The 21,861-nt window shown below is 59.5% G+C and carries 15 protein-coding genes and 4 tRNA genes; 13 read left to right on the forward strand and 6 right to left on the reverse strand.

Translation table 11 applies throughout. The features are described 5' to 3' along the window. Positions 1-150: 150 nt before the first annotated feature. Positions 151-2,754 carry a bifunctional aconitate hydratase 2/2-methylisocitrate dehydratase gene (gene acnB / locus KZO83_RS14485; RefSeq protein ID WP_247621282.1) on the reverse strand — a complete coding sequence of 868 codons (2,604 nt, stop codon included), beginning with the start codon at positions 2,752-2,754 and terminating at the stop codon, positions 151-153. A gap of 271 nt (positions 2,755-3,025) precedes the next feature. Between acnB and KZO83_RS14490 the strand changes: the two genes are divergently transcribed. The 3 genes from KZO83_RS14490 to KZO83_RS14500 are packed head-to-tail and all read left to right on the forward strand — an operon-like array spanning position 3,026 to position 8,072. After that, complete coding sequence (locus KZO83_RS14490; protein ID WP_247621283.1) at positions 3,026-3,493, forward strand: DUF1289 domain-containing protein; 468 nt, start codon at positions 3,026-3,028, stop codon at positions 3,491-3,493. A 33-nt stretch (positions 3,494-3,526) separates the two neighbouring features. Further along, the gene (locus KZO83_RS14495; RefSeq protein ID WP_040241525.1) at positions 3,527-4,153 is read left to right on the forward strand and encodes a MiaE family protein; all 627 of its coding nucleotides are present in this window, start codon (positions 3,527-3,529) and stop codon (positions 4,151-4,153) included. A gap of 43 nt (positions 4,154-4,196) precedes the next feature. After that, positions 4,197-8,072, forward strand: coding sequence for an ATP-binding protein (locus tag KZO83_RS14500; RefSeq protein WP_247621284.1), 3,876 nt, complete (start codon positions 4,197-4,199; stop codon positions 8,070-8,072). 17 nt (positions 8,073-8,089) lie between these two features. On the opposite strand, the gene KZO83_RS14505 is transcribed toward KZO83_RS14500, so the two are convergent. Then, complete coding sequence (locus KZO83_RS14505; RefSeq protein ID WP_247621285.1) at positions 8,090-8,818, reverse strand: UDP-2,3-diacylglucosamine diphosphatase; 729 nt, start codon at positions 8,816-8,818, stop codon at positions 8,090-8,092. Positions 8,819-8,903: 85 nt separating this feature from the next. Further along, positions 8,904-9,398 (reverse strand): peptidylprolyl isomerase, encoded by a 495-nt coding sequence (locus KZO83_RS14510; protein WP_178997395.1) that lies wholly within the window; start codon positions 9,396-9,398, stop codon positions 8,904-8,906. 167 nt (positions 9,399-9,565) lie between these two features. Between KZO83_RS14510 and KZO83_RS14515 the strand changes: the two genes are divergently transcribed. Together KZO83_RS14515 and cysS are read left to right on the forward strand one after the other, a co-directional pair. Then, positions 9,566-11,245, forward strand: coding sequence for a glutamine--tRNA ligase/YqeY domain fusion protein (locus KZO83_RS14515; RefSeq protein WP_247621286.1), 1,680 nt, complete (start codon positions 9,566-9,568; stop codon positions 11,243-11,245). Between the two features lie 12 nt (positions 11,246-11,257). Then, complete coding sequence (gene cysS / locus KZO83_RS14520) at positions 11,258-12,643, forward strand: cysteine--tRNA ligase (RefSeq protein WP_246894489.1); 1,386 nt, start codon at positions 11,258-11,260, stop codon at positions 12,641-12,643. An 89-nt stretch (positions 12,644-12,732) separates the two neighbouring features. Here the strand turns inward: cysS and mtnN are convergent, their stop codons facing one another. From mtnN to folD, 3 genes are read right to left on the reverse strand one after another with little or no spacing between them, the layout of a single operon-like run. Next, positions 12,733-13,440, reverse strand: a complete 708-nt coding sequence (gene mtnN, locus KZO83_RS14525) for a 5'-methylthioadenosine/S-adenosylhomocysteine nucleosidase (RefSeq protein WP_247621287.1) — start codon at positions 13,438-13,440, stop codon at positions 12,733-12,735. Between the two features lie 22 nt (positions 13,441-13,462). Beyond that, positions 13,463-13,930: an S-ribosylhomocysteine lyase gene (locus KZO83_RS14530; RefSeq protein ID WP_040241507.1), complete on the reverse strand. Its 468-nt coding sequence runs from the start codon at positions 13,928-13,930 to the stop codon at positions 13,463-13,465. 54 nt (positions 13,931-13,984) lie between these two features. Next, positions 13,985-14,848, reverse strand: coding sequence for a bifunctional methylenetetrahydrofolate dehydrogenase/methenyltetrahydrofolate cyclohydrolase FolD (gene folD, locus KZO83_RS14535; RefSeq protein WP_247621288.1), 864 nt, complete (start codon positions 14,846-14,848; stop codon positions 13,985-13,987). Positions 14,849-15,057: 209 nt separating this feature from the next. Between folD and KZO83_RS14540 the strand changes: the two genes are divergently transcribed. The 8 genes from KZO83_RS14540 to lon all read left to right on the forward strand — a co-directional run bounded on the left by KZO83_RS14540 (position 15,058) and on the right by lon (position 21,804). Next, positions 15,058-15,134 (forward strand) — tRNA-Pro (locus KZO83_RS14540). Positions 15,135-15,190: 56 nt separating this feature from the next. Then, positions 15,191-15,267, forward strand: a tRNA-Arg gene (locus KZO83_RS14545). Positions 15,268-15,323: 56 nt separating this feature from the next. After that, positions 15,324-15,398 (forward strand) — tRNA-His (locus KZO83_RS14550). 33 nt (positions 15,399-15,431) lie between these two features. Continuing rightward, positions 15,432-15,506: transfer RNA gene (locus KZO83_RS14555), tRNA-His, on the forward strand. 276 nt (positions 15,507-15,782) lie between these two features. Beyond that, positions 15,783-17,135, forward strand: coding sequence for a trigger factor (tig, locus tag KZO83_RS14560; protein WP_178997407.1), 1,353 nt, complete (start codon positions 15,783-15,785; stop codon positions 17,133-17,135). A gap of 96 nt (positions 17,136-17,231) precedes the next feature. Beyond that, the gene (clpP, locus tag KZO83_RS14565; protein WP_040241499.1) at positions 17,232-17,852 is read left to right on the forward strand and encodes an ATP-dependent Clp endopeptidase proteolytic subunit ClpP; all 621 of its coding nucleotides are present in this window, start codon (positions 17,232-17,234) and stop codon (positions 17,850-17,852) included. A gap of 89 nt (positions 17,853-17,941) precedes the next feature. Then, positions 17,942-19,222 (forward strand): ATP-dependent Clp protease ATP-binding subunit ClpX, encoded by a 1,281-nt coding sequence (gene clpX, locus KZO83_RS14570; RefSeq protein WP_040241497.1) that lies wholly within the window; start codon positions 17,942-17,944, stop codon positions 19,220-19,222. 173 nt (positions 19,223-19,395) lie between these two features. Further along, a complete protein-coding gene (lon, locus tag KZO83_RS14575) occupies positions 19,396-21,804 on the forward strand; it encodes an endopeptidase La (RefSeq protein ID WP_178997410.1) in 2,409 nt (802 codons plus the stop codon). The last annotated feature ends 57 nt before the right edge of the window (positions 21,805-21,861 follow it).

Genomic DNA, 21,861 nt, shown 5'->3' on the forward strand with positions numbered 1-21,861 from the left:
GCGTCTGTCCTGCCTACTGACAAGTCGAACAGTGTTAAAAAACGTATTCGGGCGTTGGTAGATGGCGACACTATAAAAAACGCCCCGCATTGGCGGGGCGTTTCGGTGACCTGCACTCTTCCTCAATAGGCGAGCATTGGAGACGAGTGGTCAGGCTTCCTCGGCGACCGGAATCACGTTCGCGGCCGCGTTCTGGAACTCTTCGATTTCATGGAAGTTCATGTAGCGGTAGATTTCACCCGCCATGGCATTGAACTCACTCATGTAACCTTTGTATTCCTCGACGCTCGGCAAACGTCCCTCGACGGCCGCGATGGCGGCAAGCTCTGCGGAGGCAAGATAGACATTCGCGCCATCGCCCAGGCGGTTGGGGAAGTTGCGCGTGGAGGTCGAGACCACGGTGGACTTGGGCGCCACGCGTGCCTGGTTGCCCATGCACAACGAGCAGCCCGGCATTTCCATGCGTGCGCCGGCGCGCCCGTAAATGCCGTAATAGCCCTCTTCCGTCAACTGATGTTGATCCATCTTGGTCGGCGGTGCAAGCCACAGACGGGTCTTCAGGCTGCCGGGGGGCTGTTTTTCGAGCAGTTTACCGGCGGCGCGGAAGTGGCCGATGTTGGTCATGCACGAGCCAATGAAGACTTCGTCGATCTGCTCGCCGGCGACCTCGGAGAGCAGGCGCGCGTCGTCCGGGTCATTGGGCGCGCACAGCACGGGCTGGTCGAGTTCGCTCATATCGATCTCGATCACTGCTGCATACTCGGCGTCGGCATCGGCGCGCATCAGGCTGGGGTCGGCCAGCCATTCCTGCATTGCCTGGATGCGACGTTCGAGCGTGCGAGCATCACCGTAGCCGTTATCGATCATCCACTTGAGCAGCGTGATGTTGGAGGTCAGATACTCGGAAACCCGCTCTTCGCCCAAGGTGATCGTGCAGCCAGCGGCACTGCGTTCGGCGGAGGCATCGGAAAGCTCGAACGCCTGTTCGGCGGTGAGGTCCTCGAGGCCTTCGATTTCCAGAATACGGCCCGAGAAGAAGTTCTGCTTGTTCGACTTCTCGACGGTCAAGAGGCCGTCTTTGATGGCGTAATAGGGAATCGCATGCACCAGATCGCGCAGCGTGATACCGGGCTGGCGTTCGCCTTTAAAGCGCACCAAAACGGATTCCGGCATGTCTAGCGGCATGACGCCGGTGGCGGCGGCGAAGGCGACCAACCCTGAGCCCGCCGGGAAAGAGATCCCCATCGGAAAACGGGTATGGGAATCGCCGCCGGTACCGACGGTATCCGGCAACAGCATGCGGTTGAGCCACGAGTGGATGATGCCGTCACCCGGACGTAGCGAAACGCCGCCACGGTTCATGATGAAATCAGGCAGGGTGTGATGGGTCTCGACATCGACCGGCTTCGGATAAGCCGCCGTATGACAGAAGGACTGCATCACCAGATCGGCTTGGAAGCCGAGGCAGGCCAGGTCCTTGAGCTCGTCGCGGGTCATCGGGCCGGTGGTGTCCTGCGAGCCGACGGTCGTCATCTTGGGTTCGCAGTACATGCCGGGGCGTACGCCGCCCATGCCGCAGGCCTTGCCGACCATCTTCTGCGCCAAGGTGAAGCCCTTGCCGGTATCGATGGGTTGTTCGGGCTTGCGAAAGACCTTGGAGCCGGGTAAGCCGAGTTCGTTGCGTGCTTTCTCGGTCAGGCCACGGCCCACGATCAGCGGAATGCGGCCGCCAGCACGCACCTCATCGAGGATGACCTGAGTCTTGAGTTCGAAAGTGGAGACGACTTCGTCGCTGCCGTGTCGCGTCACTTTGCCTTCATAAGGATAGACATCGATGACATCGCCCATCTCGAGTTTGGAGACATCCATCTCGATCGGCAGGGCGCCTGCATCCTCCATGGTGTTGAAGAAGATCGGTGCTATCTTGCCGCCGAAGACGAAGCCGCCAGCGCGCTTGTTGGGCACGTTGGGGATGTCGTCGCCGAAGAACCACAATACGGAGTTGGTGGCCGACTTACGCGACGAGCCGGTGCCCACGACATCACCGACATAGGCGACCGGGAAACCTTTCGCCTTGACCTCGTCGATCTGTGCGATGGGTCCCTTGCTGCCCGGTGCTTCCGGCACGATGCCGTCGCGCGGGTTCTTGAGCATGGCGTTGGCATGCAGCGGAATATCGGGGCGCGACCAAGCGTCCGGCGCGGGGGAAAGGTCATCGGTGTTGGTTTCGCCAGGTACCTTGAACACGCTCAGCGTGACTTTCTCGGCGGGGGCCGGCTTGGCTAGAAACCATTCGGCCTCGGCCCAGGATTCGAGCACGGCTTGCGCGACGGCATTGCCGTTTTTGGCACGTTCGGCGACATCGTGGAACGCATCAAACATCAACAGGGTGTGCTTGAGCTGTTCGCCGGCTTCCTGGGCAAGGGCGTCATCGTCGAGGAGTTCGACCAGGGTGGCGATGTTGTAACCGCCTTGCATGGTACCGAGCAGCTTGACCGCATGGGTCTTGTCGATGAGCGGTGACGTCGCCTCGCCTTTGGCGATGGCGGTCAGAAAGCCGGCCTTGACGTAAGCGGCTTCGTCCACGCCGGGGGGAACGCGGTTGGTGAGAAGCTCGAGAAGCGTTTCTTCCTCGCCGGCGGGCGGCGCCTTGAGCAACTCGACCAGTTCAGCGGTTTGCTCGGCGTTGAGCGGCTGGGATGGCACGCCTTCGCGCGCGCGCTCCTCGGCATGTTGGCGGTAGGCTTCAAGCACGTTGGGACCCTCGTCAGTCATCGAAACCAGGGCGGGGGCGATGCGCGTGGCGCTAATCACTTCTATATACGCACGCGCACGGCGGACACGACCTGGGGCAGGTTGTCACCGGTCTAAGTAGGCAGCGAGATTCTACTCGAAACTGTCGACAATGTTAAGAAGGCCTTCTGTGCCGGGCGTTGAGAGAAAGGTCGAAGGCATGCTCATGCACGGCGGTCGCTGTAGCGGCGCGCTCGCGATATCATGAGTGCTCGGGCAAAGGGGAGTGGAGATGACCGGCAACGAGAGCAAGGCAAAGCGTATCCAGTCACCATGCGTGGGATTGTGCTCGACGACTGTCGGTGATCGCGTATGCCGCGGTTGCCAACGTACAGAGGACGAAATTCGCGACTGGTTCACGCTCGACGCTGAGGCCCGGGCAGCGCGAATGCAGGCACTGGATGCGCTGCGTGTACGTGTTGCGTCACGCTTGCTACATGTCGATGATCCAGCATGTCTCGAGGCGCAATTGATACGTCATCGAATCCGCTTTCGCAGCGACCAGCCATCGTTATCACGCGCCGTGGAACTGCTGCGTGTGGGACGCACGCGCATGCAGGATTTGAGTCGCTATGGATTGCGACGCCATGCAAGCGTCGCTCTATACACGCCCGATGCCTTATACGCGGCGCTTCAGGAAGCGTTGACGCAGGAAGCGCTCCACCGCCTGACCACAGCGCCGACCGAGCACACCGTTTAACGTTAAATCCCCTTCACCTGATAGAAGAAAGCCATGTCCACTGACGTAAGCGCCTTGCTGCCCCAGGAACTGTTGAACTTCTTGCCGTGCGCGACTCCGGATGCTTGGATTCAGGCAGCGCTGGCGCATCCCTCGCTATTGCTCATCGATCACGCTCAATGCGAGAAAAAAGCGGCATCCACGGCGATGAACTTGATGTATCGCTATGTCGAGCATACTGAGTTGCTGACCAAAATGTCGCAGCTAGCCCGCGAGGAGCTCTTGCATTTCGAGCAGGTGGTCACTTTGATGCGCGCGCGTGGCGTGCGCTACCGCCAACTTAGCGCCTCGCGCTATGCAGCGGGATTGCGGCAGCATGTCGGCAAGGATGATCCGCAACGGCTGGTCGATACCCTGATCGTCGGCGCCTTCATCGAAGCGCGCTCCTGTGAACGTTTTGCGTCTCTAATCCCTTTTCTGGATGATGAGCTTGCCAAGTTCTATCGCGCTCTGGTTAAGTCGGAAGGACGCCATTACGAAGATTATCTGGCGCTGGCGCAGCAGTACGCCACGCAGGATATCGCGCCGCGTATCGCGTTTTTCGCCGAGCGTGAGCGCGAACTGATCGAATCACCGGATACCTGCTTTCGTTTCCACAGTGGTGTGCCGTCGGCAGCGTGATCGCGCTCGCCGGCGGTGCCAGCCCAATCAGGGTATGACGACGATGACTCAGGACACCCCGGTACCGCCTCGGTTGACGCTTTTCGGGCATTTTTCGATGACGCTGGGGGGGACCACGCTCACCCAGTTCAGCTATGACAAGGTCAAGGCGTTGTTGGTCTACCTGTTGCTCAACGAGCAAGCGACCAATCGTGCCGGACTGGCTGAAATGCTGTGGCCCGATCAAGGCCTGTCGTCGGGGCGAACCAATTTGCGCCATGCTTTGCATTCCCTGCGGCAACGTCTCGGCGATGAGGCTGAGTTGGCCTTGACGGTCTCACGCCAAAGCATCGAGTTGCGTCTGGGATCGCATTGGGTGATGGATGTGCGTCGCCTCGAGACGCTGCTGAAAGCGCCGCCCGAGATCGGGGCCATCGACGAGTTGCTCACCTTGTATCGCGGCGACATGGTCGAAGAACTGCACTTGCCGCAGTGCAGTGACTTCCAGCGCTGGCTGGTCAAGATGCGTGGCGAATGGCGTCAACGCATGATCGCCTATATCGAGCATGCGCTGGACGGGATCGATGATGTCCCCGAGGAGATATTGCGTCAGTTGGTGAGCCGTTTCTCGGGGTATGGTCCCTTTCATGAACGCCTGGTGCGCCAGCTAGCCGAGAAAGGGCAAATAGCCGCTGCGCATGAGCAGTTCAACGCTTATCTGGAGCTGCTGGCGTTGTCAGGCCAGCAGCCCGAGGCTGAGTTTTTGCAGTTGGCGCGCTACTGGTCGGGCGGTGCGCAGCCGACGGCGCCCACTTCGCCCCAAGGCGCTTTTTCGCGGACCGTGGCACTGGATAGTGCCCCCGTGCGCGAAGACGAAATCGACTATCGCCAGCTATCGGTGATGGCGATTCGCCTGCACTTGCAGGGCGACTGGCAGGAGCGTGCCCAGGGCCATGCCTGTCTGCTTCTGCAGGTGGAATTGATGCGTTGGCTGGAGCGCCAATGTCATCTACTGGGTGGATTCTGGCTGCCTGGCGCTACTGGAGGCCTGGGGCTAGCCTGTTTCGGCACTCACGGGCCGACACACCAATTGGCCGAGCTGGTGGCATTGTACGAGCATTGTCGCCGCCAGTTACCCGAAGAAGTTCAGCGTCATTGGTCGGGTGGCGATCCGGCGCCGCGTTTCGAACTGGCGGCGGGGCTCAACAGTGGGCGTGGCTTGTATCTGCCCGAACGCCGCTTGGCCGATCCCCTGGGGCAGGTGACGCAGCCGGCACTCGAGCTCATGAGCGCCGCCCAGGGTAGCGAGCTGGTGATTTCGCAAGAGTCGAGCCAGCACATGCCCCCCGCGCTGGATCTGCAGCCACGCCTGACAACACGCTTGTTGACCGCCGATGGGCGAGTGCGCCTGCGTGCGTTGGTGCTTGGGGTCGACGAAGGCGGGCGCGATGCCACGCCCCCGAGCTTGATCGGACGTGAAGCAGCACTGAGACAATTGCGTGATGCGCTGGCCCGAGTGGTTATCGGGTTGCGCCAGAGCGTGCTAGTGCAAGGGGCGCTAGGCATGGGCAAGTCGGCGTTGCTTGTAAGCTTCCGACAGCTGGAACAAAGCCAGGAGATCGCCTTGTGTTGGCAGCCGACGACCCGGTTGTCGACCCAGACGCCTTATGGGGTGGTGCGCTCGCTATTGCGCTGGTATCTCGACCGAGATGTCGATAGCTCAACACTGGCCGCCTGGTTGGCCAATGAACCGACGCTGGACGAGTCGCGACGTGAGGTGCTCTACCATGCGCTGAGCGATGGCGATGGCGATGACATCGGTGAGATTCTCGAGCCGGTCACGCAACTCTTCCATTCGCTGATAGAACGTATCACCGCGAGCCGTCCGCTGGCCTTGGTCATCGATGACCTGCAATGGCTGGATGAACTCTCGCTCAAGGTATTGCTGGCATTGCAGGCACGCCTGTCGATCAATGTCCCCTTCATGCTGATTGCTAGTCATCATGGGCGCGAGGCGTTGCCGGTGCGGCTCAACTGGGACCAGCACATCGTGCTGGGGCGTCTGGACAGCACGCAGTCGTCACGCTTGCTGGTGCAGCTGGCCAAGCATTATCGGCTGCATATCAGTCCGCGTCTGCGTGAGCAGCTCATTGAGCGTTGCGACGGAGTACCGCTTTACTTGCAGGAAATTTGTCGGCGGCTCGACATGGATCGGCGCGAGGGGCGACGCGTCCAAGTGGATGAGCTGCCACGCGGGTTGCTGGGGCTTCTTTCCAGCCGCATCGAGCAGCTCGATGCCGACCGTGATGTGGCGCATGTCGCGGCGGTGCTCGGGCGCCAATTCCGGATCACCTTCTTGCGTGAATGCACCGGGCTCGGCGACACACGTCTCAAGCAGGTGCTCGATCATATGCAGCGCCTGGAGATCATCGAGCCTTGTCATGGCGATAGTCCGTTCGACTACCAGTTCGTTCATCAACTGTTGCAGGAAGCCGCGTACCTTTCTTGTCCTCGCGATGTCAGGGAGCGGCTCCATCACCAGGTCGTCACGCTCATCGAGGAACGCTTTCCGGCCTTGATTGGCCAGCATCCGGGCTATTTTGCGTCTCACTTACGTCGTAGCGGCGACCATGCGCGGGCGGCGCGCTACTTCGAGCTTGCCGCGCGGGCCGCTCTCAAACTCAGTGCCAACCGCACGGCGCTTCAGATGGCCGACTCTGGCCTGGAGTGCCTGCAAGATCTCGCCTCTCAAGAAGAGCGCCATATCAGCCTGTTGACGGTGCGCGGCCAGGCTGCCTTTGCACTCGAAGGGCACGGTTCACCCACGGCGCATGAGAGCTTCGTGCGCGCCAAGGATATGCTGGGGACGCTGGAAGCGCGGCGCGTCGAAGACGACGAACCGGATGACGAGCAACCGTTTCTGGTGACCTGGGGGCTCTGGGTCGGTTGCAGCCAGCGCCATGCGCATGCCGATGCATTTGCATTAGCGGCACGTTTGTCGACATTCGCCGAGGGCCTCGTCGATCCGCGTTACCAGCGTCTCGCGGATTACGCGCGTGCGCATTGCGAATATTGGGCGGGACGCGTACGCCATGCTTTCGAGCATCTCGAGGAAATCGATCCGTTGCATCAGCCGATGGTGCTCGATTGGTTGCCATTTTCCGATCATCCGCAGATCGCCGCGGCTTGCTACCATGCTTGGGCCTTGTGCCTACGCGGCGATTATCTGCGTGCCGAGCAACAGATCGAGGCGGCCATACGCCTGGCCGAGTCGATCAAGCATCCCGGCTCGTTGGCGCTGTCGTTGATTTTCGCCGCGGCGTTGTATCGCCAGTTAGGCCATGTGCACATGGCGGCGACACGCGCCGAACGCGCGCGCGAAGTGACGTCGACGCCGGATCTGCATCTCTGGCATTACTCGGCGCAAGGCATTCTTGGCTGGCACAAGGCGATGAGTGGCGACCCGCAGGGCCTGGAGCTGCTCGAAGAGAGCATGGAGCGGGTAACCGAGGCCACGGGACAGGATCGCTATCAGCGGCCTTTGCTATGGTACGGCGATGCTTGCTTGGCGCTGGGAGAATATGCCCGGGCTGAGGATTATCTGGACCAATGCTTGATGGTCGCGCGTGAACGCGATTCGTTGTATCTGCCGGAGCTGACCCTGCAAATGGTGCGCGTTCGCCATGCCCTCGGACATGCGCCTCAGGACGTGCGTCGCTTGGCTGAACAAGCCTATCGCGCGGCGAGCGAGCAGGAGAATCGGCATCACCAGATCAATGCCTGCGAAGTATGGTTAATGCTCGTCGATCCCCATGATGACGATATGCGGCAACGGTTCCGCCAATTGCTGGGCCAGGTCTCGTTGACCGACGCTCCGATGCTGGTGCGCTGGCGCTTGCAACTCGATCGTGCCTTCGAACCGCAGCACGAGCAGTCATGATTGCAAGCTCAGCGTCGTCAGATCGAAAATTCGCGTAGTTGGGGCGTGGCTTCGTCCTCGACTCGCACTTCCCAGCCACTGCTGGGCCGCCAGTCGCCGAGTACGATGCGTCGGGCAGGCTGACCGTCGAGATCGAAGTCGTGTACCGCCGGGCGGTGCGTATGTCCATGGATCAGCGTGGTGACGTCATGCGCGCGCATGGCTGCTTCGACTTCCGCCGGCGTCACGTCCATGATCGCATCGGCTTTTTGCGTGTTGGCGTCCGCGGATTGCAGGCGCAGGCTCTTGGCGAGCTCCAGGCGTTGCTCGACGGGCAGCGCGAGAATCTGAGCTTGCCATTCTGGATCGCGCGACATGGCGCGAAACTTCATGTACTCCTCATCGCCAGTGCACAGGCTATCGCCGTGCATCAGTAGTACGCGCTGGTTGCCCAGGGTCACGAGACTCGGGTCATCGAGCAGGGTGGCGCCGGCGGCATCGGCGAAGGCGTTACCGACCAGGAAGTCTCGATTGCCATGCATGAAATAAAGCTGGGTGCCGGCGTCGCTGAGGCGCTTGAGCGCATCAATGACTTGACGCTCCAAGTCACCGAGGTAGTCGTCACCAATCCAGGCTTCGAAGATATCGCCGAGCAGATAGAGCGTATCGGCGTGGCGCGCCTCGGTCTCTAGATAATTCAGAAAGCCGTGAACGATGTCCGGCTGGCCTGCGTGGAGGTGCAAATCGGAAATCAGCAGGGTGGTCATCGTGCTGGCGTCCTCATGGGCGTGCTTGTGGCTGGAGTCAGGTACCTCAGCGTCGCACCGTTATTCGGCGCGACGCTGTGCGTCGTCAATCCTCGATGTAGGCACGCTCGAGAATGACGTCTTCGGCGGGCACATCGGCATGCATGCCGCGGCGCGTGGTGCGGATGTTCTTGATCTTCTCGACGACATCCATGCCTTCGGCGACCTCGGCGAAGACGCAGTATCCCCAGCCTTGCATGGACTTATCGCGATGGTTGAGGAAGTCGTTGTCGGCGACGTTGATGAAAAATTGTGCGCTGGCGGAATGCGGATCCTGCGTGCGCGCCATGGCCACGCTGCCCTTGACGTTCTTCAGGCCGTTATCCGCTTCATTGTCGATCGGCGCACGGGTGGGCTTTTGCTCGAATTGGGTGTCGAAGCCGCCGCCCTGGACCATGAAGCCATCGATGACGCGATGGAACAGGGTGTCGTCGTAATGGCCGTCGCGCACGTATTGCTCGAAGTTGGCCGCGGTCTTGGGCGCGTTATCATGGTCGAGGCGCAGACGAATGCTGCCGTAATTGGTTTGCAGAACGATCATGGGCGTATCCTGGCGAAGAGAACTGAGCGCGACTTGGCGTCGCGCGCTGGCGTCGCGCTATAATAGCGGCTTTGCACCCGCGGGCGAAACCGTGTCGAGGCGCCAGCCAGTGCTTTGACGTGCCCTCCGGTCACTTCGCGAACGAACAGAGGTTCTTTAGACAGCCCATGAGCGTAGATAGCCACTCCGCCCCGAATTTCATCCGCAATCAGGTTCGCGAGGAAATCGAGGCCGGTCGCCAGGATACCATCGTCACTCGGTTTCCGCCGGAACCCAACGGTTTCCTGCACATCGGCCACGCCAAGTCGATCTGTCTGAATTTCGGGCTTGCCGAGCAGTTTGGCGGTCAATGCCATCTGCGTTTCGACGACACCAACCCCGCCAAGGAAGAGCAAGCCTATATCGACGCCATCAAGGCCGATATCACTTGGTTAGGTTTCGAGTGGGATGGGGCAGTGCGCTATGCCTCGGATTACTTCGATCAGTTGTATGCCTGGGCGCAGTACTTGGTGCGCGAGGGCAAGGCGTATGTCGATGATCTGTCTCCCGACGAGATTCGTGAATATCGCGGCACCTTGACCGAGTCCGGAAAGCCGAGTCCGTATCGCGATCGTACGCCCGAGGAAAACCTCGATCTGCTCGAGCGCATGCGCAAGGGCGAGTTCGCCGAGGGCGAGAAGGTGTTGCGTGCCAAGATCGACATGGCGGCGTCCAACATCAATCTGCGTGACCCGATCCTTTATCGTGTTCGACACGCCCACCACCATCAGACGGGCGACAAGTGGAAGATTTACCCGTCTTACGATTTCACGCATGGTCAGTCGGATGCGATCGAGGGCGTCACGCACTCCATCTGTACACTGGAATTCGAAGATCACCGTCCACTTTACGAGTGGTTTCTTGAGAACCTCCCGGTGCCAGCCAAGCCGCGTCAGATCGAATTTGCACGTCTCAATCTTGCGCACACGGTGACCTCCAAGCGTAAGCTCAAGCTGTTGGTCGATCAGGGCATCGTGGATGGCTGGGACGACCCGCGCATGCCGACGATTTCGGGCATGCGTCGGCGCGGCTACACGCCGGATTCGGTGCGCAAGTTCTGCGAGATGATCGGCGTGACGCGGGCCGATGGCGGCATGGTAGACATCGCCATGCTGTACCATGCGATTCGCTCCGACCTGGAAGACAACGCCCCGCGCGCGATGTGTGTACTCAAGCCGCTCAAGGTGGTGTTGACCAACCTCCCCGAGGATCATCAGGAAACCTTTGAGGTGGCTGGCCATCCGGCACGTGACGATATGGGCGTGCGTCACTTGCCGCTGACGCGTGAGGTGTGGATCGACCATGACGACTTCATGGAAGAGCCACCCAAGAAGTTCTTCCGCTTGGCGCCGGGCAAGGAAGTGCGTCTGCGCAATGCCTACGTGATTCGTTGCGACGAGGTCATTAAAGACACCGACGGCGAGATCCAGGAGCTACGCTGCAGTGTCGATCTCGACACACTTGGCAAGAACCCCGAAGGGCGCAAGGTGAAAGGCGTCATCCACTGGGTGAGCACTGCACACGCCGTGCCGGTAGAGGTACGTCTGTACGATAACCTGTTCCAGGTCGAGGCGCCGGATCGAGACCGCGACGGCGATTTTCTCGAGCATTTGAACCCTGAGTCGCTGCGTATCGTCGAAGGCTACGCCGAGCCGAGTCTGGCCGATGCCGAACCTGAAAGCCGCTACCAGTTCGAGCGCGTAGGCTATTTCTGCGCCGATCGACATGAATGTCGTGATGGCAAACGCGTTTTCAATCGTACGGTGGGGCTCAAGGATGGTTGGGCCAAGGCGCAGAAGAAAGGCTGAGAGGGGATTACCGTGCAGATCTACAACACGCTGACGCGACGCAAGGAAACGTTCACGCCGCTCGACGCGGGACGGGTGCGCATGTATGTCTGCGGGATTACCGTCTACGACTACTGCCATATCGGCCATGCTCGCGTCATGGTGGCGTTCGATATGATCACGCGCTATCTACGCTGGCGCGGCTTTGAGGTCGATTACGTACGCAATATCACCGACATCGACGACAAGATCCTCAAGCGGGCCGAGGAGAATGGCGAGCCGATTGCGGCGCTGACCGAACGAATGATCGACGCGATGCATGAAGACGAAGGACGCCTTGGCGTATTGCGTCCGGATCGCGAGCCGCGTGCCACGGCCCATGTCGATGATATCGTTGCCATGGTCCAGCGCTTGATCGACAAGGGCTATGCGTATCCGGCCGCCAACGGTGACGTCTATTATCGCGTGCGGCGTTTCGAGGGCTACGGCAAGCTCAGCAATCGCGATCTCGATGACATGCGCTCGGGCGCGCGTATCGAAGTCGAGGTCGCCAAGGAAGATCCGCTGGACTTCGTGCTGTGGAAGGCCGCCAAGCCCGGTGAGGAGAGTTGGCCGTCGCCGTGGGGCGCGGGGCGACCGGGTTGGCATATCGAGTGCTCGGCGATGTCGACGTGCTGCTTGGGCGATACCTTCGATATTCATGGCGGTGGCCCGGACCTTGTCTTTCCTCACCATGAAAACGAGATCGCGCAAAGCGAGGCTGCGACCGGACAGGCCTACGTCAACACCTGGATGCATGCCGGCGCCGTGCGTGTCGATCACGAGAAGATGTCCAAGTCTCTGGGCAACTTCTTCACGATTCGCGAGGTGTTGGAGGTGCATGCCCCTGAAGTGGTGCGCTATCTGCTTCTGGCCAGCCACTACCGCAGTCCCATCAATTATGCCCCCGACGCGCTGGGCGAGGCGCGCCGTTCTCTGGAGCGATTTTACAACGCGTTGCAGAGCGTCACGCCGGTCGAGGGCGATGTGGACGCGCGTCATCGCGAGCGTTTCGTGGCCGCGATGGATGACGATTTCAATACCGCTGAGGCCTTGGCGGTGTTGTTCGATCTTGCGCGCGAGCTGAACCGGGCCAAGCAGGAGGCTCCGGAGCGTGCGCCAGCGTTGGCTTACGAGCTCATCTCCCTGGGCGGTGTGCTGGGCCTCTTCGAGCAAGCGCCGGCTGATTTCCTGCAGGCGGGGGCGGGGCAACTGCCGATGACCGAAGAAGAAATCGAGTCGCGCATCGAGGCTCGGGCGCAGGCCAAGAAAGCCAAGGATTTCGCCACCGCCGATGGCATTCGCGATGAATTGGCGGCGCTGGGGATTGTGTTGAAAGATAGCCGCGAAGGCACGACTTGGGTGGTCGAAGGCGGCTGATTTCCGTCAATCGGAAACCCGATACACAAAGCCCGCGACGTTATAGTCGCGGGCTTTGTTGTTTCTTGCCGACAGGTATCGTTATTGGCTCAAGATGTCGTGCCCAGGCGCTTGACCATGGCTTCGACCATCAGCGCCGAATGCGTGGCAGCTTTATCGATAAAGGCCTTGAAGGAAAGGTCGGACTCCTTGCCGGCAATATCGGAAAGCGCACGAATGACGACGAACGGACAGTCGTAAAGGTGGCACGTCTGGGCGATGGCCGCCGCTTCCATCTCGGCGGCCAACATGCTCGGAAAGCGCTCGCGTGCCGTTGCCACCATGGCCTCATCGGCCATGAAGACATCACCCGTGCAGATGAGGCCTTCCGTGACGCGCAACTCACCGAGCCCCTCGATGCACTCGCGGGCGACGTTCACCAGGCGAGGGTCGGGGAGATAGGCGGCTGGCATCTGCGGCACCTGGCCGTACTCATAGCCGAAGACCACGGCGTCGACGTCGTGGTGGCGTACCTCGCTGGAGATGACCACGTTCCCGACTTCGAGATCGGCACCGAAGCCGCCAGCCGAGCCGGTGTTAATGACCACGTCGGGTTTATAAAGCTCGAGCATTTGAGTGGTGCCAACGGCGGCATTCACCTTGCCGATACCCGATTGAAGGATAACGACATCGACACCGTGCAAGTAGCCGGTGTGAAAGGTCGAACCGGCGTGCTGGCGGGTCTGGCCGTTTTCAAGGTGCGAGGCGAGGAGTTCGACCTCCTCGGCCATGGCACCGATGATGGCGATCTTGCGCATGGGGGTGTGGCCTCTTTCTCGATCAGGCGAACACCTGGTTCCATTCATTGCGCTTGGCCAGCAGATCGCGGGCTAGGGCTTGAGCGCCTTCCAGGCTGTGGCTGGCGGCCCAGCCGCACTGCATTTCGTTGCAGGCCGGCACGTCCTCGGCGACAAGGACATCATTGAGAGTCTTGTCGATCAGATCGAGTACATCGTCGTAATCATCGTGGTTGATTAACGATACATAGAAGCCGGTCTGGCAACCCATGGGGCTGATGTCGAGAATCTTGTCGGTATGGTTGCGCGACAGTTCGGCCATCAGGTGTTCCAGAGAATGCAGCGCGGGCATTTCCATGTGTGCCTTGTTGGGCTGGCAGATGCGCAGGTCGTACTTGTGAATCGCATCGCCTTGCTCGCCTGTCTTGATGCCAGCCAGACGTACATAAGGTGCTTTGACCTTTGTATGGTCGAGGTTAAAGCTTTCGACGTTCATTTCTTTATCGCTCATCTATCCACTCCTTCTCGCGATCTCGGTAGCATCATTCATTGTAACGTCTGTATGTCAGGCGTGCATGCCGTCGTGGAGTTCGGCGGCATGTAGGGTGTTCTCCAGCAGTGAGGCGACCGTCATGGGGCCGACCCCACCGGGTACGGGGGTGATGAAACTGGCACGCTCTGCAGCAGGCGTGAACTCGACATCACCCGCGAGCTTGCCATCGGCCTGGCGATTGATACCCACGTCGATGACGACGGCCCCTTCCTTGACCCACTCGCCCTTGACGAGTCCGGGTTTGCCGACGGCGACGATGAGCAAGTCGGCACGGCGTACGTGCGATTCGAGATTCCGGGTGAAACGGTGACAGACAGTGGTCGTACTACCCGCCAGCATCAGCTCCATGGCCATGGGGCGCCCGACGATATTGGAGGCGCCGACGATGACGGCATCCAAGCCACGTGCCTGAATGCCGCTCTCTTGTAAAAGCGTCATGATGCCTTTGGGGGTGCAAGGACGCAGCACGGGAAGCCGTTGCGCGAGGCGGCCGAGGTTGTATGGATGAAAACCATCGACATCCTTATCGGGCCGGATACGCTCGAGAATCGGGCGTTCGTCGAGATGCTCGGGCAGGGGGAGCTGCACCAATATGCCATCGATGTCGGTATCGGCGTTCAGCGAGTCGACCAATGCCTCGAGTTGCGTCTGCGTGGTCGTGGCGGGAAGCTGGTGTTGCACCGAGTGCAGGCCGGCTTGGTCGCAGGCGCGATGCTTGTTGCGAACGTAGACTTCGGAGGCAGGGTCCTCACCAACGAGGATGACCGCGAGCCCGGGAGCGCGCTTGCCATCATGGCGGCGTGCCTGGACCTGACGAGATACCTGTTCGCGGACATTGGCGGCAATCGCTTTGCCGTCGATCAACTGAGCGGTCATCGACTCGTTCCTTTGGCGTGCGTGGCCCGGTGAGGGGCGGCGTTTTGAAAGAAGCGCAATTTTCGCACGCTGGGAGGCGCAGTCAATGTATCTTGCGCTGGGATGAGGCGGAATATGAAACGTAAGGGCTTGACCTGGCAAGGAAGATGCGTAGAATACGCTGCGCATCGACGGGCTCGATTGGCCACGCCCAAGCGGTCTCGGGGCAACGGGGTATAGCGCAGTCTGGTAGCGCGCCTGCTTTGGGAGCAGGATGTCGGGGGTTCAAATCCCTCTACCCCGACCAGCATCCGGATCCTCTCGAGGATCGGTTCCAGGTTGGGTCTGGGCCAGCGTTATAAAGCGCTCATAGCTCAACCGGATAGAGCAACGGCCTTCTAAGCCGTAGGTTGCAGGTTCAAGTCCTGCTGGGCGCGCCAAGCGAAAATCCGAAAAGTGTCGATGTCGCGGTAACGCCCGTGTGTTTCAAGTTATGGTGGATGTAGCTCAGTGGTAGAGCCCCGGATTGTGGCTCCGGTGGTCGTGGGTTCGATCCCCATCATCCACCCCATGCTTGAATATGCTGCAAAAAATCGTCGTCGTGGTGGATGTAGCTCAGTGGTAGAGCCCCGGATTGTGGCTCCGGTGGTCGTGGGTTCGATCCCCATCATCCACCCCAGCGATGTCTTTTCCTTACTTGCCCCCTCTGTTTGTTTCTCCTGGCGTAACCTCAGTCTTCGTGAGTTGCACCTCGCACGCCTGCATCGGTATGCCTCATTCGGCTTTCTTGCGTCTTCACGACGATCATTCGCCCTTTTTTCGTGCCTTTTCCCTTGTAAGATGAGGCATACAGCCCCATAAACTTCGCAGCACGCTTGCCAGCGTGAATGGGGATTCATAGAATCCTCGTCTTATACTTATTTTCAGAACGCCCCCAGTCGGTAGAGGATCATTCATGCAAGTTTCCGTTGAGTCGACTTCCCAGATCGAACGTCGTGTCACCGTCCAAGTGCCGGCTGCCGAAGTCGATCAAGCCGTGGCTACCCGTCTCCAGGAAACCGCCAAGAACGTGCGGCTGAACGGTTTTCGGCGTGGCAAGATTCCGCAGACGGTTGTGCGTCAGCGTTTCGGCCAAGAAGTCCGCAACGAGGTGGTGGGCGAAATGATGCGCCAGCACTATGTGCAGGCGATCACTCAGGAAAGCCTCAATCCAGCGGGTTCTCCTCAGGTAGAGCCGACCGTCGACGAAGACGGTAAGGACCTGGAGTTCGTCGCTATTCTTGAGGTATATCCCGAGTTCGAGCTCAACACGATCGAAAACACTGAAATCGAGCGCCCCCAGGCGGAGGTGACCGAGGCCGATGTCGATCAGATGATCGACACGCTGCGTTCACAGAACGCCGAGTGGGAAACGGTCGAGCGTGCCGCGGCCGATGGCGATCAGGTGACCGTCGATTTCCAAGGGTTCCTGGGTGATGAGCCGTTCGAAGGTGGCGCCGCCGAAGGCCATGAGCTGGAGCTTGGGTCCAATAGCTTCATCCCTGGTTTCGAAGAGCAACTGGTGGGTGCCCAGGCCGGTGACGATCTCGAGATCAAGGTGACCTTCCCCGAAGATTATCAGGCGGAGCACCTTGCGGGGCAGGAAGCCACTTTCAAAGTGAAGGTCCACAAGGTGGCTGGCAAGCAGTTGCCCGAGGTCGACGATGAGTTCATCAAGCGCTTCGGTATCGAAGAGGGCGGCGTCGCTGCCTTCCGCGCCGACGTGCAGAAGAACATGGAGCACGAGCTATCTCAGGCCGTGACCAATCGCGTCAAGCAGCAAGCGCTCGAAGCGTTGCAGCAGGCTAATGATATTCCGGTCCCGCAAGCATTGATTCAGCAGGAGACCGAGGGTCTCAAGCGCCAGGCTGCACAGCAGTTTGGTCTGGGGGAAGACTTCGATGTTTCCCAACTGCCTGACGAGCTGTTTGCCGACCAGGCGAAGAAGCGCGTTCAGGTCGGTCTGCTGTTGGCCGAAGTCGTCAAGGTCAATGAACTCGACGCCAGCGACGACGAAATCAAGGCACGCGTCGAAGAGTTGGCGCAGCAGTACCAGCAGCCTGAGCAAGTGGTTGAGCATTACCTCAAAAACGAGGACATGAAGAACCAGGTCAAGTCCTCGGTTCTAGAAGACAAGGCGGTTGACAAGCTGCTGGAGCAAGCTCAGGTTAAGGACGTCGAGATGTCCTATGAGCAGGCTTTGCAAGCGGCACAGCAGCAGCAAGAAGCAGATGATGAGGACGAAGCGCAGGAAGAGACTAGCGCCTAAGCGCTTTCTCGCGTGCCGTCGCAAGTGCCTGGACCCGGCTACGGCCGGGTCTCTAGTCACTGGAGCAATCAGTCACCGAATTAAGGAAGCCACGCAATGGGCAACGAGTTCGATATCAGCAACGCCGGCGGTTTGGTCCCCATGGTGGTGGAGCAGAGCGCGCGTGGCGAGCGGTCCTACGACATATACTCTCGCCTGCTCAAAGAGCGCGTTATCTTTCTGATTGGCCCGGTCGAGGACTACATGGCCAATCTGGTGGTGGCTCAGTTGTTGTTTCTCGAATCCGAGAACCCCGACAAGGACATCCACCTTTACATCAATTCGCCGGGCGGCTCTGTGACTGCGGGAATGTCTATTTATGACACCATGCAGTTCATCAAGCCTGACGTGTCCACCGTGTGCGTCGGTCAGGCCGCGAGCATGGGAGCGTTGCTGCTTGCCGGTGGCGCCGAGGGTAAGCGCTATTGCCTGCCGCACTCACGGATGATGATTCATCAGCCGTTGGGTGGTTATCAGGGGCAGGCCGCCGATATCGAGATCCACACCAAGGAAATTCTCAACATCCGCCAGCAACTCAACGAAATTCTTGCCAAGCATACCGGCCAGGATGTGGAAACGGTTGCACGAGATACGGATCGCGATAATTTCATGAACGGCGCCCAGGCGGCCGAGTACGGCCTCATCGATGCCATGCTGGATAAGCGCCCTGTATCCTGATAGCGTTTAACCAAACATGGTAGCGATTAGCGAGACATGCATTTATTACCGGCGGTTCGTCAGGGCCGCCGCTATCACGAGGTACACGAATGGCTGACGGCAAAGGCAAAGACGAGAGCGGCAAATTGCTGTACTGCTCGTTCTGTGGCAAGAACCAGAACGAAGTGCGCAAGCTGATCGCGGGTCCTTCCGTCTACATCTGTGACGAATGTGTCGATCTGTGCAACGACATCATTCGCGAAGAAGTGCTGGAGGCCGATGCCGAGGGCGATGACGAGCGCCTACCGGCACCGCGCGAGATCCGTTATACATTGGATGATTATGTCATCGGGCAGGACCGTGCCAAGCGGGTGCTGTCGGTGGCGGTCTACAACCACTACAAGCGTCTTCGTGCCGATGTGAAGACCGACGATGTCGAACTCGGCAAGTCGAACATTCTCCTGATCGGCCCGACCGGTAGTGGTAAGACCTTGCTGGCCGAGACCATGGCCCGCTTGCTTAACGTTCCGTTCACGATCGCCGATGCGACGACGCTGACCGAAGCCGGTTATGTGGGTGAAGACGTTGAGAACATCATCCAGAAGCTGCTGCAGAAGTGCGAGTACGATGTCGACAAGGCGCAGCGTGGGATCGTCTACATCGACGAGATCGACAAGATTTCGCGTAAGTCGGACAATCCCTCGATTACGCGCGATGTCTCCGGTGAAGGCGTTCAGCAGGCGCTTCTCAAGCTGATCGAAGGTACGACAGCTTCGATACCGCCACAAGGTGGTCGCAAGCATCCCCAGCAGGAATTCCTGCAGGTCGATACCAGCAACATGCTGTTCATCGTCGGCGGGGCGTTTGCAGGGCTGGAGAAGGTGATCCGGGACCGTATCGAGAAAGGTGGTATCGGCTTTAACGCAGAAGTGAAGAGCAAGGACTCTGAAAAATCGATGGGGGATGTCCTTGCGGGTGTCGAACCTGAGGACTTGGTCAAGTTCGGTTTGATTCCTGAGTTCGTGGGTCGTGTTCCGGTGATCGCGACGCTGACCGAGCTCAGCGAAGAAGCTTTGATCCAGATTCTCACCGAGCCCAAGAACTCGCTGATCAAGCAGTACACGCACCTGTTTTACATGGAAGGTGTCGAGCTGGAGTTTCGCGAGGATGCCTTGCGTGCCGTGGCTCACAAGGCCATGGAACGCAATACGGGGGCACGTGGTTTGCGTTCGATCCTCGAGTCCGTGCTGCTCGATACCATGTACGAGGTGCCATCGCTGGAGGATGTCACCAAGGTGGTCATCGACGCCTCTGTCATCACCGGTGACAGTGAGCCGCTACTGATTTATTCCCAACAGGAAGAAAGCAAGGTAGCTGGCAAGGACGGTTGAGCTCTAGCCTGAGTCACCGTGGGGGCCTAAGGGCCCCCTTTTCGTATGTGTCCCTGTTTTGCGCCATGAAACCGAAGGGCTGCACGGTTGCATCATGCTGGATGCGCCCCCATTTCTCTGGCATTAGTGCCGTCTCGCGGCCCATCCACCGAATTTGTTGAGGAACGTCTGCGATGGAGCAGAACGCTGAACAGACCTTGAGTCTTCCCCTTTTGCCGCTGCGGGATGTGGTTGTCTATCCGCAGATGGTGATTCCGCTGTTCGTGGGGCGCGAGAAGTCGATTCGCGCGCTCGAGACGGCCATGGAAAACGACAAGCGGATATTACTCGTTGCCCAGCGCGAGGCCGGTCAAGATGACCCGGAATTCGGCGATCTCTTCGATGTCGGCACGGTGGCCGAAATCATGCAGCTCCTGAAGCTGCCTGATGGTACCGTCAAGGTATTGATTGAAGGTGATTACCGTGCCGATGTCCGAGATATTCATGAGGACGACGCGGGTTACGTCTCGGCCGAAGCCGTTCGCCGCGAAAGCGAGACGCTGACCGAACGTGAGCAAGAATCGCTGGTGCGCGTGCTACTCAATCAGTTCGAGCAGTACGTCAAGCTGTCCAAGAAGGTTCCTAACGAAGTACTCAATTCGTTGTCCGGAATCGAGGATCCCAGCCGCTTGGTGGACACCATCTGTGCCCACCTGTCGCTCAAGATCGGCGACAAGCAAGAATTGCTCGAGATGGATCGCGTGCGTGATCGCATCGAGCACCTGATGGCGTTGATCGAATCCGAGATCGATTTGCTGCAGGTGGAAAAGCGCATTCGCTCGCGCGTCAAGGACCAGATGGAGAAGTCGCAGCGCGAGTACTATCTCAATGAGCAAATGAAAGCCATCCAGAAGGAAATGGGTGAGCTCGAGAATGCGCCCAACGAGGCCGACAAGTACGAGCAGCTGATCGAATCCACGGGCATGCCCAAAGAAGCGGCCGAGAAAGCGCGTCAGGAGCTGGGCAAGCTCAAGATGATGGCGCCGACCTCGGCCGAGGCGACGGTGGTGCGTTCGTACCTCGATTGGCTGGTGGCGGTGCCCTGGAAGAAGCGCTCGCGCGTCAAGCACGACTTGGCGAATGCGCAGAAGGTGCTCGATGAAGACCACTATGGTCTGGAAGAGGTCAAGGAACGCATCCTCGAGTACCTTGCCGTCCAAAAGCGCGTCAAGAAGCTCAAGGGGCCAGTACTCTGCCTAGTGGGCCCGCCGGGGGTTGGTAAGACCTCGTTGGGGCAATCGATTGCGCGGGCTACCAATCGACGCTATGTACGCCTGGCATTGGGCGGGATTCGCGATGAGTCGGAGATTCGTGGCCATCGGCGTACCTATATCGGCTCACTGCCGGGCAAGATGATCCAGCGCATGAGCAAGGCCGAAGTGCGCAATCCGCTCTTCCTGCTCGACGAGGTCGACAAGATCGGCATGGATCATCGTGGCGACCCGTCGTCGGCTCTTCTCGAAGTACTCGATCCCGAGCAGAACAATAGCTTCAGCGATCATTATCTGGAGCTGGATTACGACCTGTCCGATGTCATGTTCATCTGCACCGCGAACTCGATGAACATTCCCGAGCCGTTGCTCGATCGCATGGAGATCATTCGTCTGCCCGGTTACACGGAAGACGAAAAGCTCGCTATCGCCAAGCGGTATCTAGTGCCCAAGCAGCTCAAGGCCAATGGGCTCAAGGAGGACGAGCTGAGCTTCTCGGACGAGTCTCTGCTAGAGCTGGTGCGTTACTACACCCGCGAGGCGGGCGTTCGTGAGCTGGAACGCCAGGTCGCCAAGGTGAGCCGTAAGGTGCTGCGTGAACGTGTCGAGGCCGAGAAGCAACAAGGCGCGCAAGGTCCTCAGTTGCTTGCCGCATCGGATATCGAGGCCTACGCTGGCGTACGTCGCTTCAGCTATGGCCTGGCCGATCAGCAGGATCAGGTTGGGCGTGTCACTGGGCTTGCCTGGACGTCTGTGGGCGGTGAGTTGCTCAATATCGAGTCGGTGGTATCCCCAGGCAAGGGACGTCTCAACAAGACGGGCTCTCTTGGCGATGTCATGAAGGAGTCCGTGGATGCCGCGCATACCGTGGTGCGGGCTCGTGCCAAAGCGCTGGACATCGATCCTGACCGTTTCGAGAAGGAAGATCTGCACATTCACGTGCCGGAAGGGGCAACGCCCAAGGACGGCCCCAGCGCTGGCGTCGCTATGGTCACCGCGATGGTGTCGGCGTATACCGCGCGTCCGGTCCGTTGTGACGTGGCGATGACCGGTGAAGTCAACCTGCGTGGGGAAGTGATGCCGATCGGCGGTCTCAAGGAGAAATTGCTGGCAGCGCGGCGCGGTGGTATAAAGACGGTGCTAATACCGGAGGAAAACCGCCGGGATCTCAAGGAAGTGCCGGACAATATCAAGGATGCTTTGGATATCCGGCCCGTTAAATGGATTGATGAAGTTCTCGACGCGGCGCTGGTCGGAAAGGCAGAGGTTGAAACCGGTGATTCCCTAGCGGAAACTAGTCAGCCTTCGCGTTCCAATATCAGCACGCATTGACAGAATTTAGCGGCCATGTCGTGGTATGAACCCACGCATGGCGCGGCTCGGCGCGAA

This window comes from Chromohalobacter moromii (assembly GCF_023091865.1).
In the GTDB taxonomy this organism is placed as follows: domain Bacteria; phylum Pseudomonadota; class Gammaproteobacteria; order Pseudomonadales; family Halomonadaceae; genus Chromohalobacter; species Chromohalobacter moromii.